This window comes from Bradyrhizobium sp. CCGUVB4N (assembly GCF_024199945.1).
GTDB lineage: Bacteria > Pseudomonadota > Alphaproteobacteria > Rhizobiales > Xanthobacteraceae > Bradyrhizobium.
In genome coordinates this window covers 7,703,355-7,717,908 of sequence record NZ_JANADP010000001.1, presented here as the reverse complement: position 1 = coordinate 7,717,908, position 14,554 = coordinate 7,703,355, and the positions used below count along the sequence as shown (strand labels likewise).

Sequence of the window (14,554 nt, the reverse complement as noted above, 5' to 3'; positions counted from 1 at the left end):
TTTGCCCGCGGGGTTAGGGTTCCACGGAGAAATCGTCCCAATGTTGAAGAAGATTCTTTCCGCTGCCGCTGTCGGCACCGGCGTGCTGATGATGTCCACCTTCACCGCATCGGCCGCGATCGTGTGTCAGGGCCACACCTGCTGGCACACGCATGAGGCCTACGAGTTTCCGCACGAAGCGGGCGTCGTCGTTCACGAAGACAATTGGCGCTGGGGACCGCGCGAAAAGTTTGCTTTCCGCGAGCACGAGGGTCGGGGCTATTGGCACGGCCGCAAGTGGGTGGCGTGGTAAGCCGCACGACATGAGACCGGAGGCCGCGATGTGCGGCCTCTATTCTCTCGGTCTTACGGGTGCGCGCAAACGACGTGACGAAAGAGTCCGTCTACTTCCGCAAAATCTTCACCAGCTCGCCGTGCACGAACTCATTCCCGCACACGACGTCGCCTGTCACCAGGGCGTCGCCCGGCGTGCTGATATCGCTCACGGTACCACCGGCTTCGCGCACCATCAGCATGCCGGCGGCGATGTCCCAGGATTGCAGGTTGCGCTCCCAATAGCCGTCGAGGCGGCCGGCGGCGACGAAGGCGAGGTCGAGCGAGGCGGCGCCGAAGCGGCGCAGGCCCGCGACGCGGTCCTGGATCGCGGTCATCTCGCGGCGGAATTCCTCGTGGTCGCCGCGGCCGATATGGGGCAGGCCGCAGGCCACCACGCATTCGTTGAGCTGGCGGCGGCCGGCCACGCGCAGGCGCTGGTCGTTGAGGAAGACGCCCTTGCCGCGCTCGGCGATGTAGAGCTCGTCATTGGCGGGATTGTAGATCACGCCGGCAATGATGGTGCCCTCGCGCACGAGACCGATCGAGATCGCGAATTGCGGGATGCCGTGCAGGAAGTTGGTGGTGCCGTCGAGCGGATCGACGATCCAGGTGTGGCTCTTGTCGGAGCCTTCCCGCGTGCCGCCTTCCTCGCCGATGAAGCCGTAGCCGGGCCGGGCCTTCGAGAGGTCCTGGTAGAGGATCTCCTCGGCGCGCTTGTCGGCAAGCGTGACGAAATTGGCAGGCCCCTTCAGCGAGACCTGGAGATGCTCGATCTCGCCGAGATCGCGCTTGAGGCTGCGGCCGGCGCGGCGCGCGGCTTTGACCATGACGTTGATAGTGGCGGAATACAGCATGAGCTCTGGTCTTGATAGGGGGAGGAGGCGCGGAAGGGCGCCATTTGAGGGGATTGGGTGCCCCGCGAGGGACCAAACGTCAAGCCTTCAGGGCACCTGAAGTCAGGTCATTTGTTCCCGAGCCATTTCTTGGCGCCGGCCTCCGCCTTGGCGCGATCGTCCGCGGGCAGATCGGACAGCTGCTTGTCGAGCTCCGGATCGCCCTTGCCGCCGGTTTTGGCCACCAGATGCCATTTGAAGCCCTCGACCTTGTCCACGGATGTGCCCATGCCGTTGATCAGGACCCAGGCGAGGCGGTTCTGCGCGATCGCGCTGCCCTGGCGGGACGCCTTGCGCAGCAGGGCCACGGCCGCCGGCTGGTTCTTCGGCGTGCCGGTGCCGTTGAACATGGCGATGGCATATTCGACCTCCGCATCGACATTGTCGGCCAGCGAGGCCGCCTGCAGCAGCCGCACCGACCGTTCGGGGTCCTTCGGCACGCCGGTGCCTTCCTTGTAGAAGGTCGCGAGTGCGTATTGCGCCTCGGGCAGCCCGGCATCGGCCGCCTGGCGCAGCAGTTCGGCGGAGCGCTTGACGTCCTGCGGCAGTGTCTGGCCGTCCAGATACAGCAGAGCGAGGTTGTAGGCTGCCTTGGGCTCGCCGAGCTTGGCGGCTGAGGCCATCAGCTTGACCGCCTCGCCCTTGTCGACGGGGCCGCCACGGCCGGCCATGCGCAGCATGGCGAGCGCGAACATCGCCTCGCGATCGCCGGCATCGGCAGCGCGCTTGTACCATTCGACCGCCTTGGCGTAGTCGCGCCTGATGCCCATGGCGTTGGAGTAGAGCTCGCCCAGCATGGTCATGGCCTTGACGTCGCCGGTCTTGGCGCGCGCGCTGGCGAGGTCGAAGGCGGTCTTGTACTGGCCGCGCTGATAGGCGCCGAACACCAGGTCGACGTTGGAATTGTCCGTTGCCGGCGCCGGGATCACGGTTGCCGGCAGCGTCGGGCTCGGCGAGGCCGACGGCTTCGGCGCCGGGGCAGCCTCCTTCTTCTTGATCGTGTGCGGCGCGACCTTGGGCTTTTCCTTCGCCGGCTCCTTTGCCGCTTCCTTTGGCTTCTGCTTTTCGGCCGCAGGGCTCGGGATCGTGGCCGGGGGCGTGATCTGGAGCTGCGCGGCCGCAGGCGCCGCCAACAGCAGCGTGGCCAGAAGGGTGATGCGCGGGAGCGTCATGGCGGGCGCTAGCCCTCGCCCACGGCAACGGCCGCGAAGGCCTTCTTGATCGCCGCGTCGGCCTCGATCAGCGCGGCCTTCGGCCCGCGCGAATCCGCCCAGACGAGATCGCCGACCAGCACGAAATCGGCGCCGCTGGCGGCGAAATCGTGGGCCTCCTCGAACGTAACAGCGAAGCCGACGCAGGGCGGCTCGAACAGCTCGGCCCACCAGTCGAGCCGTTCGGCAATGGCTTGCGCCGACGGTCGCTGCCCGTTCGCATCGGGCTCGCCGAACAGCAGATAGTCCGCGCCCATCTCGCCCGCATCCATCGAATGGTGCCGCGTCGTCAGCCCGCCGACGCCGGCGATGCGATCGGGCTTGAGCGACGGCATCGCCTCTTTCAGTGCGGCGATGCCCGGCAGGTGTGCGCCATCGGCGCCGCCACGCGCGACGAGCTCAGGATGGCCGTCGACGAGCAGCGCCGCGCCCGCGTTCTGCACGATCGGCGCCAAGGCCTTGATCCGCGAGATCATGGTGCGCTGGTCGGTCTCCTTCAGCCGCACCAGCACGGCTGCGACATCGACGGCTGCGAGCAGCGCCGGCAATTCGGCGATGAGCGAGGCGGGATCATCGACAACGGGCGTCGCGAGATAAAGGCGCGGCGCCGGGCGCGGCGGAGGCGATTTGTTCGACAAGATCTAGGCTGCCTTCTTTTCCAGGCTGCTTTGCCATTCGCCCTTGGAGGCGAGGCCATTCATGCGGGCGCGATGACTGAATGCGTTCTGTCCGGCCGTGACGTTCTCGGGCCTACCCGACCAGGCCTTCTGCGGCGCCGCCTGCAGCGCACGGCCGTAGGAGAAGGTCAGGCCCCACGGCAGCGGTCCGAGCTTGTGCATGGCGTTGAGATGCGCGGTCGCCTCTTCGTCCGACTGGCCGCCGGAGAGGAAGGCGATGCCGGGCACCGCCGCCGGCACGCACGCCTTCAGCAGCCGGATCGTCTTCTCCGCGACCTCCTCCACGGAGGCCTGCTTTGCGCTTTTCTTGCCTGAGATCGCCATGTTCGGCTTCAGCACCATGCCTTCGAGCGCCACGCGCTGCACGCGCAATTCCTGGAACGTCTTGTTGAGCACGCGGGTCGTGACCTCATAGCAGCGATCGATGTCGTGATCGCCGTCCATCAGCACCTCCGGCTCGACGATCGGCACGATCTGCGCGGCCTGGCACAGCGCGGCATAGCGCGCCAGCGCATGGGCATTGACGCTGATCGCGGTCATCGAGGGGATGCCCCGGCCGTCAGTGCCGCTGCCGATATCGATCACCGCGCGCCATTTGGCGAAGCGCGCGCCGCGCTCATAATACTTCTTCAGCCGCTCGGCGAGCTTGTCGAGCCCGACGGTGACAAGCTCGCCCGGGCACATCGGCAAGGCCTGCGTGCCCTCGTCGACCTTGATGCCGGGAATGGCGCCGCTACTCTCGATCAGCTTCACCAGCGGCGTGCCGTCCTTGGCGTCCTGCCAGATCGTCTCGTCATAGAGGATCACGCCCGAGATGTACCGGCTCATGGCTTCCTTCGACCGAAACAGCATCTCGCGATAGTCGCGGCGGTTGGCTTCGGTCGATTCCACGCCGATCGCGTCGAACCGCTTCTTGATGGTGCCGGAGGATTCGTCGGCGGCAAGGATGCCCTTGCCCGGCGCGACCATGGCGGTCGCAATTTTGTTGAGCTCAGTCAGATTCATCGAGAGGTCCTCCCAAAACGATTCTGCCCTTGCCTGTGAAAATAGACGGTTCTCGGGCAATTGCCGAGTTAACGTTGGTCGCAGGGTAAAAGGGGGATCGGCTGGGTAACATTGGGCCGGCCGGGCGGCTCTTCACCTCGCCCCGCCTGCGGGGAGAGGTCGGATTTTAGGCGTAGCGTAAAATCCGGGTGAGGGGGTACCGGTCTCTCGATAGAGCACAACGCGCGGAGGGAGCCTCTCACCCCGCCCTCTCCCCGCGAAGAGCGGGGCGAGGGAGACGATAGAGCGTACCGGCCTTACGCCACCCACGCGATCGCTTACGCGACGCGGGGGTCCAGTTCGCCCTTGGCGTAGCGCTTGGCCATGTCGGCGGGGGTCAGGATCTTCTTGAACTTGGCGGCTTGGCCGGCGGTGTTGAACTCCTGGAGCCGCTGCTTGCACAGCTTGGTCATGGCTTCCATTGCCGGCTTCAGGTACTTGCGCGGATCGAACTCTTCCGGATTGTCCTTGAGGACCTTGCGGATCTGGCCGGTCATGGCCATGCGGTTGTCGGTGTCGATGTTGATCTTGCGCACGCCGTGCTTGATGCCGCGCTGGATCTCGGCGACCGGCACGCCCCAGGTCGGCTTCATCTTGCCGCCATAGGCGTTGATGATGTCCTGCAGGTCCTGCGGCACCGAGGAGGAGCCGTGCATCACCAGATGCGTGTTGGGCAGCTTGCGGTGGATCTCCTCGATCACGTTCATGGCGAGGATGTCGCCGTCCGGCTTGCGGGTGAACTTGTACGCACCGTGCGACGTGCCCATCGCGATCGCGAGCGCGTCGACCTTGGTCTCCTGGACGAACTTCACGGCCTCGTCGGGATTGGTCAGGAGCTGGTCGTGGCTCAGCTTGCCTTCGGCGCCGTGGCCGTCTTCCTTGTCGCCCATGCCGGTCTCGAGCGAGCCGAGCACGCCGAGCTCACCCTCGACCGAGATGCCGCCGAGATGGGCCATGTCGGTCACGGTCTTGGTGACGCCGACATTGTAGGTCCAGTCGCCGGGGGTCTTGCCGTCGGCCTTGAGCGAGCCGTCCATCATCACCGAGGTGAAGCCCGCCTGGATTGCGGTCATGCAGGTCGCGGCCTCGTTGCCGTGGTCGAGATGCACGCAGACCGGGATGTGCGGATAGATCTCGGTGACCGCGTCCATCATGTGCTTGAGCATGACGTCGTTGGCGTAGGAGCGCGCACCGCGCGAGGCCTGGATGATGACGGGCGCGTCGACCTGGTTGGCCGCATCCATGATCGCCAGCGCCTGCTCCATGTTGTTGATGTTGAAGGCCGGGACGCCGTAATCGTTCTCCGCAGCATGGTCGAGCAATTGACGCAACGTGATCCGAGCCATCTGTCTTTTTCTCCGTTCGGGCCTCAGGGCCGCTTGTTTCTTGCCGTCTGATTACTTGATGCGCAGAACTTCGACGCCGGGCAGGGGCTTGCCCTCCATCCATTCAAGAAATGCGCCACCGGCGGTCGAGACATAGGTGAACTGACCGGCCACTTGGGCCTGGTTGAGGGCCGCAACGGTGTCGCCGCCGCCTGCGATCGAGATCAGCTTTTTCGCCTTGGTACGCTCGGCGGCGTGCTTGGCGGCGGCGACCGTGCCGCGGTCGAACGGCTGCATCTCGAAGGCGCCGAGCGGTCCGTTCCAGACCAGCGTGGCGGCGTCGTCGATGGCGGCGTGGATGCGCGCGATCGACTGCGGGCCGACATCGAGGATCATGCCGTCGGCCGGGATCGCATCGAGCCCATAGGCGTGCGACGGCGCGTTGGCGGCGAAGTGATACGCGACGGTGGCGTCCACCGGCAAAATGATGGCGCAGTTGGCGGCTTCCGCCTTCTCCATGATGCGCAGCGCCGTGGGCGCGAGATCCTTCTCGGCCAGCGACTTGCCGACGCCGACGCCCTGGGCGTGCAGGAAGGTGTTGGCCATGCCGCCGCCGATCACGAGCGCGTCGACCTTGTTGACGAGGTTTTCGAGCAGGTCGATCTTGGTCGACACTTTTGCGCCGCCGATGATCGCGATGACCGGCTTGGTCGGCGAGCCCAGCGCCTTTTCCAGTGCGTCGAGCTCGGCCTGCATGGTGCGGCCGGCATAGGCCGGCAGCTTGTGGCCGAGACCTTCGGTCGAGGCATGGGCGCGGTGCGCCGCGGAGAACGCATCGCTGACCCAGATGTCGCCGAGTTTCGCCAGTTCCGCGACGAAGGCGGGATCGTTCTTCTCTTCCTCTTTGTGGAAGCGGGTGTTTTCCAGACAGAGGATGTCGCCATCCTTCATGTCCGCCACAGCCTTGGCCGCGGGCTCGCCGATGCAGTCATCGGCGAAGGCGACCGGCTTCTTCACGACCTTCGACAGCGCTTCCGCCACGGGCTTGAGCGATTCCTTGGGATCGCGGCCCTTCGGCCGGCCGAAATGCGCGAGCAGGATGACCTTGCCGCCCTTGTCCGAGATTTCATTGATGGTCGGCGCGACGCGCTCGAGCCGGGTCGCGTCGCTGACGCGGCCATTGTCCATGGGCACGTTGAGATCGACGCGCAGCAGCACGCGCTTGCCCTTCACGTCGACGTCGTCGAGGGTGCGGAATTTGTTGGCCATTGGACACTCTCTCTTGTCCCGGGCGCACTGCGGTGCGAAGCGCCGCTGTGCAGAACCGGGACCCACGTTGCGGCGAGTCCCGTAGCTGAATGGGTCCCGGCTCTGCGGAGCAGCGCAATCGCGCTGCACCGCGTCCGGGACACGAGACCTACGTCCTTAGATCACCTTCGCGAATGCAACGGCGGTGTCCGCCATGCGGTTCGAGAAACCCCACTCGTTGTCGTACCAGGCCATCACGCGCACCAGCGTGCCGTTCTGCACCTTGGTCTGGTCCTCGTGGAAGGTCGAGGAGTGCGGGTCGTGGTTGAAGTCGATCGAGACGTTCGGCTGATTGGTGTAGCCGAGAATGCCCTTGAGCTGCTGCTCCGAGGCGCGCTTCATCGCCGCGTTGATTTCCTTGGCGTCGGTGGCGCGCTTGGCGACGATCTTGAGATCGATGACCGAGACGTTCGGCGACGGCACGCGGATCGAGACGCCGTCGAGCTTGCCCTTCAGCTCGGGCAGCACGAGGCCGATCGCCTTGGCGGCGCCGGTCGAGGTCGGGATCATCGACATCGCAGCCGCGCGGCCGCGATAGAGATCCTTGTGCAGCGTGTCCAGCGTCGGCTGGTCGCCGGTGTAGGCGTGGATCGTGGTCATGAAGCCGGTCTCGATGCCGACGAGGTCGTTCAGCACCTTGGCGACCGGCGCCAGGCAGTTGGTGGTGCAGGAGCCGTTGGAGACCACCATGTGGTCCTTGGTCAGCGTGTCGTGGTTGACGCCGTAGACGATGGTGGCATCGGCGCCGTCGGCCGGAGCCGAGACCAGCACACGCTTGGCGCCGGCGGCGAGGTGCGCGGAGGCCTTGTCCTTTGCGGTGAAGATGCCGGTGCATTCCATCGCGATGTCGACGCCGAGATCCTTCCAGGGCAGTTTTGAGGGATCGCGCTCGGCGGTCACCTTGATCTTGCCGCTGCCGAGATTGATGGAGTCGCCATCGACCGTCACGGTGCCGGGGAAACGACCATGAACGCTGTCGAAGCGGAGGAGATGGGCGTTGGTCTCGACCGGACCGAGGTCGTTGATGCCGACGACCTCGATGTCCTTGCGGCCGGACTCGGCGATAGCCCGCAGGATGTTGCGGCCGATGCGGCCAAAACCGTTAATTCCGACGCGGACTGCCATGTTTCATCTCCTTATGACCGTTCAATGACGGGGCTCGATAACGCCTAGTCTTCCCGCACAACGCGCGAGTTACGCGCCTGCGAGGGTTTTTTAGGGGCGGACGCCCGGTTCAGCCGGGCGGTGCTTGATCATATGAAAGATTACGTAGTCCTTTTTTTTGGCAAGCTCAACTCTCAGCTAACGCGCTTCAGCACAGCGTTAACCGCGGCCTCGGCGGTAATGCCGAAATGCTTGTAAAGGTCCTTCGCCGGCGCGCTCGCGCCGAACGAATGCATGCCGATAAATTCGCCATCCTGGCCGATCACGGCATCCCAGCCCCAGCGCACCGCGGCCTCGATCGCGACCTTCACCGGCGCATTGCCGATGATGGCGGCACGCTTGGCCTCTGGTTGCGCTAACAACAGCTCGAGCGAGGGCACCGAGACCACCCGCGACGGGATGCCGCGTTCGGCGAGCTGCTTCTGGGCGGCCACCGCGATCTCGACCTCGGAGCCGGAGGCGAACAGCGTCGCCCTGGCTTCGCCCTCGGCGGCGACCAGCTCGTAGGCGCCGGCCGCGCAAGGGTTGTCGTTCGGCGCATTGGTGCGGAGCTGCGGCAGGTTCTGCCGCGTCAGCGCCAGCACGGTCGGGCCGTCGATGCGATTGAGCGCGAGCTCCCAGCACTCGGCGACCTCGATGGAATCGGCGGGGCGGAACACGCGCATGTTCGGAATGGCGCGAAGCGCTGCGAGATGCTCGACCGGCTGATGGGTCGGGCCGTCTTCGCCGAGGCCGATGGAGTCATGCGTCATCACGTAGACGACGCCGGTGCCCATCAGCGCGGCGAGGCGCATCGCGGGCCGCGCGTAGTCGGTGAACACCAGGAAGGTCGCGCCGTTCGGCGCAAAGCCGCCGTGCAGGAAGATGCCGTTCATCGCCGCACACATGCCGTGCTCGCGGATGCCGTAATGGATGAAGCGGCCCTTCGGCGTCTTGGCCGAGAAGGCGGTCGCCGACTTCGCCTTGTTGTTGTTGGAGCCGGTGAGGTCGGCGGAGCCGGCGAGGAATTCCATCGGCATCGCGCCGGCGATCACCTCGATCACGGCCTCCGACGATTTGCGGGTCGCCGCGACAAGCGGCTTTTCCAAGAGCTCCTTCTTGTAGGCGCGCACGGCCTTGGCGAGCGAGGCCGGACGCTCATGGCGCAGGCGGCGCTCGAACTCGGCGCGCTTGCGGCTGCCGAGCTCACCGAGCCGGCCTTCCCATTCCTGTCGTGCAGTCGCGCCGCGGCTGCCGGCTGCGCGCCAGGCCTTCAGCACGTCGTCGGGCACCGAGAACGGCTCCAGCGAAATGCCGAGATTTTCCTTGGCGGCCTTGAGCTCGTCGGCGCCGAGCGCTTCGCCATGCGCCTTCGCGGTGCCGGCCTTGTGCGGCGCGCCGAATCCGATGGTGGTGCGGCAGGCGATCAGCGTCGGCTTGTTGGATTTTTGCGCACGGGTGATCGCAGCCGCGATCGCGGCCTGGTCATGGCCGTCGATCTTCTCGGCGGCCCACCCCGCAGACTTGAAGCGCTTCACCTGGTCGACGGAATCGGCGATCGAGGTCGGGCCGTCGATCGAGATGCCGTTGTCGTCGTAGAGCACGATCAGCTTGCCGAGCTTCCAGTGGCCGGCCATCGCGATCGCTTCCTGCGACACGCCTTCCATCAGGTCGCCGTCGGAAGCGAGCACGTAGGTGTGGTGGTCGACGATCTTCTTGCCGAACTCGGCGGCGAGCATCTTCTCGGCGAGCGCCATGCCGACCGCGGTCGAGATGCCCTGGCCGAGCGGGCCGGTGGTGGTCTCGATGCCCTTGGTGTGGAAGTTCTCGGGGTGACCCGGCGTCAATCCGCCGAGCTGGCGGAATTGCTTGAGCTGGTCCAGCGTCATCGCGGTGTTGCCGGTCAAGTACAGCAGCGAATAGAGCAGCATCGAGCCATGGCCGGCCGAGAGCACGAAGCGGTCGCGGTCTGGCCAGTCGGTGACGGCGGCGTCGAATTTCAGGAACTGCGTGAACAGCACCGTGGCGATGTCGGCGGCGCCCATCGGCAGGCCGGGATGGCCCGACTTCGCCTTCTCGACAGCGTCCATCGAGAGGCCGCGGATCGCATTGGCCATACGGTTGGGGTCGACCTGCGTCATGTCTGAAATCCGTCTGAAATGAGGCGCTTGTGGCTGTCTTCGCCGCGCTGGAAGGAGCCTTTCGGCCGCTGGGGTCGCGGGTGGGATAGCATCTCGGTTCCGGCAGGCCAAGGCAATCAAACGCCGGTTTGGCCGTAAAAGTTGCTTAGCAGTGCATAGTTTCGCGGCGACGTTGCGCTCGGCTAGCTTGCCACGTAAATTTCTGCTTCTAACCGCTTGCCGAACCGAGTCTTTTGCCGGGCGGCAAGCTCCGAGGTAAAGGCCACGGGTCAGGCCCACAGGTTCCGCCGCTGACTGCATGAACGATCGCGTATCCAATAGCGCTGCCATGACGGAGTCCTCCGCCGTCGAGATCGAGATCGCGACCCGCAGGCTCACGGCGGCTCTCGACGCGCTCGAAAGCGCGGTCGAGCGACGGCGCGATGCCGACCGCGACGAGAATGAGCTCGCGACGCGAATCCAGGCGCTGGGCGCGGACCGCTCGCGGCTTGCCGACGAGCTCGACGGCGCGCTGGTGAAGGCGCGCAAGCTCGAGCGCACCAACCGCGAGATCTCCGATCGGCTGGATTCCGCGATCGTCACGATACGCTCGGTGCTCGATACCGGAGAGGACGGATGAGCCACATCAACGTCACCATCAACGCCCGGCAATACCGCATGGCCTGCGAGGAGGGCCAGGAGGTGCGGCTGTTGAAGCTCGCCGAAGGCCTGGAGACGCGAATCCAGTCGCTGCGCGGAAAATTCGGCGAGATCGGCGATGCGCGCCTCACCGTGATGGCGGCGCTGACCGTCTGCGACGAGCTGGTCGACGCCGGCAACCGCATCCGCACCATGGAGCAGGAGCTGGTCGAGCTTAGGGATTTCCGCAACGCCGCCGTCGAGCGCGCCCGGATGACCCAGACCGCCGTGGTCAACGCCCTGAACGCCGCCGCCGAGCGCATCGAGAAGTCGACCCAGGTCCTGAACCGGACCGTCGGGAATGGAATTGCGATCGGCTGACCGTGGTTAGAACGGAGTGTTGCGAGCCGGGGACGGTGTCCACCTCTCCCGGAGGGAGAGGTCGGATCGCATCGAAGATGCGATCCGGGTGAGGGCTTACGGTCTCACCGATTACTGCGGCCCCTCACCCGGATTGCTCAGGCGCGCAATGCGCGCCAAAGCAATCCGACCTCTCCCCGCTGGGGAGAGGTGGGCACAGAGGCTGCCGGTTGGGCTGGCGATTCGTCAGTATCGTTGTTACATTGCGACGGCGAGGCTGCGACGCGCGTCCGGAGCCATATATCCCCGGGGCCTTATCGATCCTTTAGGGAACTGTCCCTGGCCGGGCCCGTGGGCTCGGACATATGGTGCCCACCTACTTTCGTAGGGAACTCCGGGATCGAGTGCTTCAACGGCGTCCGCGGCTTCGCACTTTTGTTTGCTGGCAATGCGTTATTGTCGAATGGCCGTCCACGACAAACCGGCAGTGTCATGCCCCGGCCTAGTGCGCAATTGCGCACGGGGGACCGGGGCATCCAGTACGCCGCGGCGTCGATGTTTGATCACTGGCGTCTCTGGAATACTGGATCGCCCGTTTCCGCGGGCGATGACGGCGGAGCAAGGCTCCGCCTTCGGAGCAAGCGCACATGCCCAACACCAAATCCGAACTCCGTGCCAAGGCCCTCGCGGCACGTGACGCGCTGAGCGAGAAGAAGCGCACCGCTGCCGCTGCAAAACTCGCCAGGCGCGGGCTGCCGTTCGAGCTCCTTCCCGGCACCATCGTCTCCGGCTACTCGCCGATCCGCAGCGAGATCGATCCGATGCCGCTGCTGAAGAAGCTCGCCGAGGATGGCGCGAAGCTCGCGTTGCCCTGTGTCACCGCGCGGGGCCAGTCACTGGTCTTCCGCATCTTCCATCCGAACGACCGCCTGATGCTCGGCCCGCTCGGCATTCCCGAGCCGTCGCCGGCCGCCGCCGAGGTCATCCCCGACATCATGCTGACGCCGCTCGCGGCGTTCGACCGTCTCGGCCACCGCATCGGCTATGGTGCGGGGCATTACGACTTCACCTTCGCGCATCTGCGCAAGGCCAAGAACATCCTCGGCATCGGGCTCGCTTTTGCAGCGCAGGAGATCAAGGCGGTCCCTGCACTATCGCACGACGTGGCGCTGGATTATGTGCTAACGGAATCGGACGTGTTTGATTTCCGGAGTTCTGAAGTTGCGCATTCTCTTCGTGGGTGACGTCGTCGGCCGCAGCGGCCGCGATGCAATCGCCGAATATCTTCCCGGCATGGTCAAGGACTGGTCGCTCGATTTCGTCGTCGTCAACGGCGAGAATTCGGCTGGCGGCTTCGGTATCACCGAGACGATCTATCAGGAGTTCATCGAGGCCGGCGCCGACGCGGTGACGCTCGGCAATCATTCCTGGGACCAGCGCGAAGCCCTCGTGTTCATCGAGCGCGCCGAGCGCCTGGTGCGGCCGGCGAACTATCCGCGCGGCACGCCCGGCCGTGGCGCCGCCCTGGTCGAGACCAAGAACGGCAAGCATGCGCTCGTCGTCAACGCGCTGGGGCGCGTGTTCATGACCCCGTTCGACGATCCCTTTGCCGCGCTCGAGCGCGAGCTCGGCGCCTGTCCGCTCGGCGTCGCCGCCGACGCCATCGTGGTCGACTTCCATTGCGAGGCGAGCAGCGAGAAGCAGGGCGTCGGCTTCTTCTGCGACGGCCGCGCCAGCCTCGTCGTCGGCACGCACACGCATGTGCCGACCGCCGACCACCAGATCCTCACCGGCGGCACCGCCTACATGACCGACGCCGGCATGACCGGCGACTACGACTCCATCATCGGCATGCAGAAGGAAGAGCCGCTGCGCCGCTTCACCTCGGGGATTCCGTCGGGCCGCTTCGAGCCGGCCGCGGGCGCAGCGACGCTGAGCGGCGTCGCGGTCGAGACGGATGATGCGACGGGCCTCGCACTGAAGATCGCGCCGGTGCGCGTTGGGGGAAGGCTGGAGCCGGCGACGCCGAAATTCTGGTTGAGCTGAGCGGCCGCGCCACACACTCGCTGTCGTCCCCGCGAAGAAATCGTAGCGTGGGCAAAGGCGCACTTGCTCCGTGCCCACGATCTTTCTCGATCGCCAAAGGTCGTGGGCTGCCACCCTCCCCTGGAGGGGGAGGGTCGATCGCGCGCAGCGCGAGCGGGGTGGGGTGATCTCTCCACTCGGGCACTGTTGGATGTGGAGAGACCGTCACCCCACCCCGGCTCATGTCTCGCTTCGCTCAACATGAGCCGACCCTCCCCCTCCAGGGGAGGGTTAGGCAGCGTCTCTCATTTCGACAATGTCACGCCGCGGCGCGAACCGCCTGCCAGAGGTCCAGCACGTCGGCACGCGAAATCCCGCGCGTGATGAAGACGATGCGCGAGCGGCGATCGTTGTCGGGCCAGGCAGCCAGCGCCACCGGCGGATGAAACACATGGTGCACGCCGTGGATCACGATGGGCGCCGGCTCGCCCTGAAGATTGAGTATCCCCTTGACCCGCAAGAGGTCTGCACCGCGCGCGCTGCGCAAATGCGCGAGCCAGTGCGTCACGGCCATCCAGTCGAGCGGCTCGTCGAACGCGAGCATGAAGCTGGTGATGGAGGCGTCGTGATCATGATGATCATGGTCATGATGCGCGTGCTCATGATGCGAGTGACCGGCATGCGCGTGCGGCCCGGTAAAGGCGTGCTCATTGAGCCAGCGCGCGACGTCGATCTTTTTCTTCTCGGGATCGATCAGGCCGGCGTCGAACAGGTTGGCCGGATCGATCTCGCCGTGATCGACGGTTTCGATTCCGGCGGCGGGATTGAGCTGGCGTAGGCGCGACTGCAGCGCGCCGATGTCTTCGGCGAGATCGCGCTTGGTGATCAGCAGCCGGTCCGCCAGCGCGACCTGCTTCACCGCCTCAAACTGACGGTCGAGCTGATGCGATGCGTTGACGGCGTCGATCGTGGTCACGATCGCGTCGAGCCGCAGGAAGTGCGAGACGAGCGGGTTGTTGAGCAGAAGCTGGACGATCGGCGCGGGATCGGCGAGCCCGGTGGTCTCGATCAGGATGCGGCGGAACGGCGGAATCTCGCTGCGGTCGCGCTTCACCAGAAGGTCGCGCAGCGTCTGCTCGAGGTCGCTGCGGATGGTGCAGCAGATGCAGCCGCTTGCGAGCACGGCGACTTCGCCATCGACGCGCTCGACCAGCAGATGATCGAGGCTGACCTCGCCGTACTCGTTGATGATGACGGCGCTGTCCGTCATGTCGTCGTGGCGCAGCAGGCGATTGAGCAGCGTGGTCTTGCCGCTGCCGAGAAAGCCAGTGATCAGCGATACCGGTAGCCGCTGCGCCGATTTGTCGCTTTCGAACAGGCTCATGGGAAGCTCGCGCGCCGACCGTCATATTTTTGCCGCTGGACAACAGCGTAGCGGAGGAGGAGGCTGGCGGAAACAATTTTAGAGTCAGAGCTTATTCTGACCACAACCTG

14 protein-coding genes and 1 other RNA gene are annotated in these 14,554 nt (G+C 65.6%); 6 read left to right on the top strand and 9 right to left on the bottom strand.

Going from position 1 to position 14,554, the window contains the following annotated elements:
* Positions 1-40 precede the first annotated feature (40 nt).
* Positions 41-292, top strand: a complete 252-nt coding sequence (locus NLM31_RS35905; RefSeq protein WP_254195297.1) for a hypothetical protein — start codon at positions 41-43, stop codon at positions 290-292.
* Between the two features lie 91 nt (positions 293-383).
* On the opposite strand, the gene NLM31_RS35900 is transcribed toward NLM31_RS35905, so the two are convergent.
* The 8 genes from NLM31_RS35900 to tkt all read right to left on the bottom strand — a co-directional run bounded on the left by NLM31_RS35900 (position 384) and on the right by tkt (position 10,057).
* Positions 384-1,169, bottom strand: coding sequence for an inositol monophosphatase family protein (locus tag NLM31_RS35900; protein WP_254133978.1), 786 nt, complete (start codon positions 1,167-1,169; stop codon positions 384-386).
* 107 nt (positions 1,170-1,276) lie between these two features.
* A complete protein-coding gene (locus tag NLM31_RS35895) occupies positions 1,277-2,380 on the bottom strand; it encodes a tetratricopeptide repeat protein (RefSeq protein WP_254195296.1) in 1,104 nt (367 codons plus the stop codon).
* 8 nt (positions 2,381-2,388) lie between these two features.
* The gene (locus NLM31_RS35890; RefSeq protein ID WP_254195295.1) at positions 2,389-3,057 is read right to left on the bottom strand and encodes a thiamine phosphate synthase; all 669 of its coding nucleotides are present in this window, start codon (positions 3,055-3,057) and stop codon (positions 2,389-2,391) included.
* A 3-nt stretch (positions 3,058-3,060) separates the two neighbouring features.
* Entirely contained in the window at positions 3,061-4,101 is a 1,041-nt protein-coding gene (locus tag NLM31_RS35885; protein WP_254195294.1) for a class I fructose-bisphosphate aldolase, read from the bottom strand.
* 317 nt (positions 4,102-4,418) lie between these two features.
* Complete coding sequence (gene fba, locus NLM31_RS35880; protein ID WP_254133974.1) at positions 4,419-5,486, bottom strand: class II fructose-bisphosphate aldolase; 1,068 nt, start codon at positions 5,484-5,486, stop codon at positions 4,419-4,421.
* Between the two features lie 51 nt (positions 5,487-5,537).
* On the bottom strand, positions 5,538-6,734 hold the full coding sequence (locus tag NLM31_RS35875; protein ID WP_254195293.1) for a phosphoglycerate kinase: 1,197 nt from the start codon (positions 6,732-6,734) through the stop codon (positions 5,538-5,540).
* A 156-nt stretch (positions 6,735-6,890) separates the two neighbouring features.
* The gene (gene gap / locus NLM31_RS35870) at positions 6,891-7,898 is read right to left on the bottom strand and encodes a type I glyceraldehyde-3-phosphate dehydrogenase (RefSeq protein WP_254195292.1); all 1,008 of its coding nucleotides are present in this window, start codon (positions 7,896-7,898) and stop codon (positions 6,891-6,893) included.
* 173 nt (positions 7,899-8,071) lie between these two features.
* Complete coding sequence (gene tkt, locus NLM31_RS35865; RefSeq protein WP_254195291.1) at positions 8,072-10,057, bottom strand: transketolase; 1,986 nt, start codon at positions 10,055-10,057, stop codon at positions 8,072-8,074.
* A 298-nt stretch (positions 10,058-10,355) separates the two neighbouring features.
* Between tkt and NLM31_RS35860 the strand changes: the two genes are divergently transcribed.
* The 5 genes from NLM31_RS35860 (at position 10,356) to NLM31_RS35840 (ending at position 13,081) form a co-directional block, all read left to right on the top strand.
* Positions 10,356-10,676 carry a DUF4164 domain-containing protein gene (locus NLM31_RS35860; RefSeq protein ID WP_375143609.1) on the top strand — a complete coding sequence of 107 codons (321 nt, stop codon included), beginning with the start codon at positions 10,356-10,358 and terminating at the stop codon, positions 10,674-10,676.
* Positions 10,673-11,056, top strand: a complete 384-nt coding sequence (locus tag NLM31_RS35855) for a cell division protein ZapA (RefSeq protein WP_254133970.1) — start codon at positions 10,673-10,675, stop codon at positions 11,054-11,056. Before NLM31_RS35860 ends, NLM31_RS35855 begins: the two co-directional genes overlap by 4 nt.
* A gap of 250 nt (positions 11,057-11,306) precedes the next feature.
* Positions 11,307-11,467: non-coding RNA, 6S RNA (gene ssrS, locus NLM31_RS35850), on the top strand.
* Positions 11,468-11,682: 215 nt separating this feature from the next.
* The gene (locus NLM31_RS35845; RefSeq protein ID WP_254195290.1) at positions 11,683-12,279 is read left to right on the top strand and encodes a 5-formyltetrahydrofolate cyclo-ligase; all 597 of its coding nucleotides are present in this window, start codon (positions 11,683-11,685) and stop codon (positions 12,277-12,279) included.
* Entirely contained in the window at positions 12,257-13,081 is an 825-nt protein-coding gene (locus tag NLM31_RS35840) for a TIGR00282 family metallophosphoesterase (RefSeq protein ID WP_254133968.1), read from the top strand. Before NLM31_RS35845 ends, NLM31_RS35840 begins: the two co-directional genes overlap by 23 nt.
* A gap of 298 nt (positions 13,082-13,379) precedes the next feature.
* On the opposite strand, the gene NLM31_RS35835 is transcribed toward NLM31_RS35840, so the two are convergent.
* Positions 13,380-14,444 carry a GTP-binding protein gene (locus tag NLM31_RS35835; protein WP_254195289.1) on the bottom strand — a complete coding sequence of 355 codons (1,065 nt, stop codon included), beginning with the start codon at positions 14,442-14,444 and terminating at the stop codon, positions 13,380-13,382.
* Positions 14,445-14,554: the final 110 nt, after the last annotated feature.

Bases quoted from the DNA above. Each gene is read 5' to 3' on its own strand.
- NLM31_RS35905 (WP_254195297.1), top strand. From the start codon at position 41: ATGTTGAAGAAGATTCTTTCCGCTGCCGCTGTCGGCACCGGCGTGCTG.
- NLM31_RS35900 (WP_254133978.1), bottom strand. From the start codon at position 1,169: ATGCTGTATTCCGCCACTATCAACGTCATGGTCAAAGCCGCGCGCCGC.
- NLM31_RS35895 (WP_254195296.1), bottom strand. From the start codon at position 2,380: ATGACGCTCCCGCGCATCACCCTTCTGGCCACGCTGCTGTTGGCGGCG.
- NLM31_RS35885 (WP_254195294.1), bottom strand. From the start codon at position 4,101: ATGAATCTGACTGAGCTCAACAAAATTGCGACCGCCATGGTCGCGCCG.
- fba (WP_254133974.1), bottom strand. From the start codon at position 5,486: ATGGCTCGGATCACGTTGCGTCAATTGCTCGACCATGCTGCGGAGAAC.
- NLM31_RS35875 (WP_254195293.1), bottom strand. From the start codon at position 6,734: ATGGCCAACAAATTCCGCACCCTCGACGACGTCGACGTGAAGGGCAAG.
- gap (WP_254195292.1), bottom strand. From the start codon at position 7,898: ATGGCAGTCCGCGTCGGAATTAACGGTTTTGGCCGCATCGGCCGCAAC.
- tkt (WP_254195291.1), bottom strand. From the start codon at position 10,057: ATGACGCAGGTCGACCCCAACCGTATGGCCAATGCGATCCGCGGCCTC.
- NLM31_RS35860 (WP_375143609.1), top strand. From the start codon at position 10,356: ATGAACGATCGCGTATCCAATAGCGCTGCCATGACGGAGTCCTCCGCC.
- NLM31_RS35855 (WP_254133970.1), top strand. From the start codon at position 10,673: ATGAGCCACATCAACGTCACCATCAACGCCCGGCAATACCGCATGGCC.
- NLM31_RS35845 (WP_254195290.1), top strand. From the start codon at position 11,683: ATGCCCAACACCAAATCCGAACTCCGTGCCAAGGCCCTCGCGGCACGT.
- NLM31_RS35835 (WP_254195289.1), bottom strand. From the start codon at position 14,444: ATGAGCCTGTTCGAAAGCGACAAATCGGCGCAGCGGCTACCGGTATCG.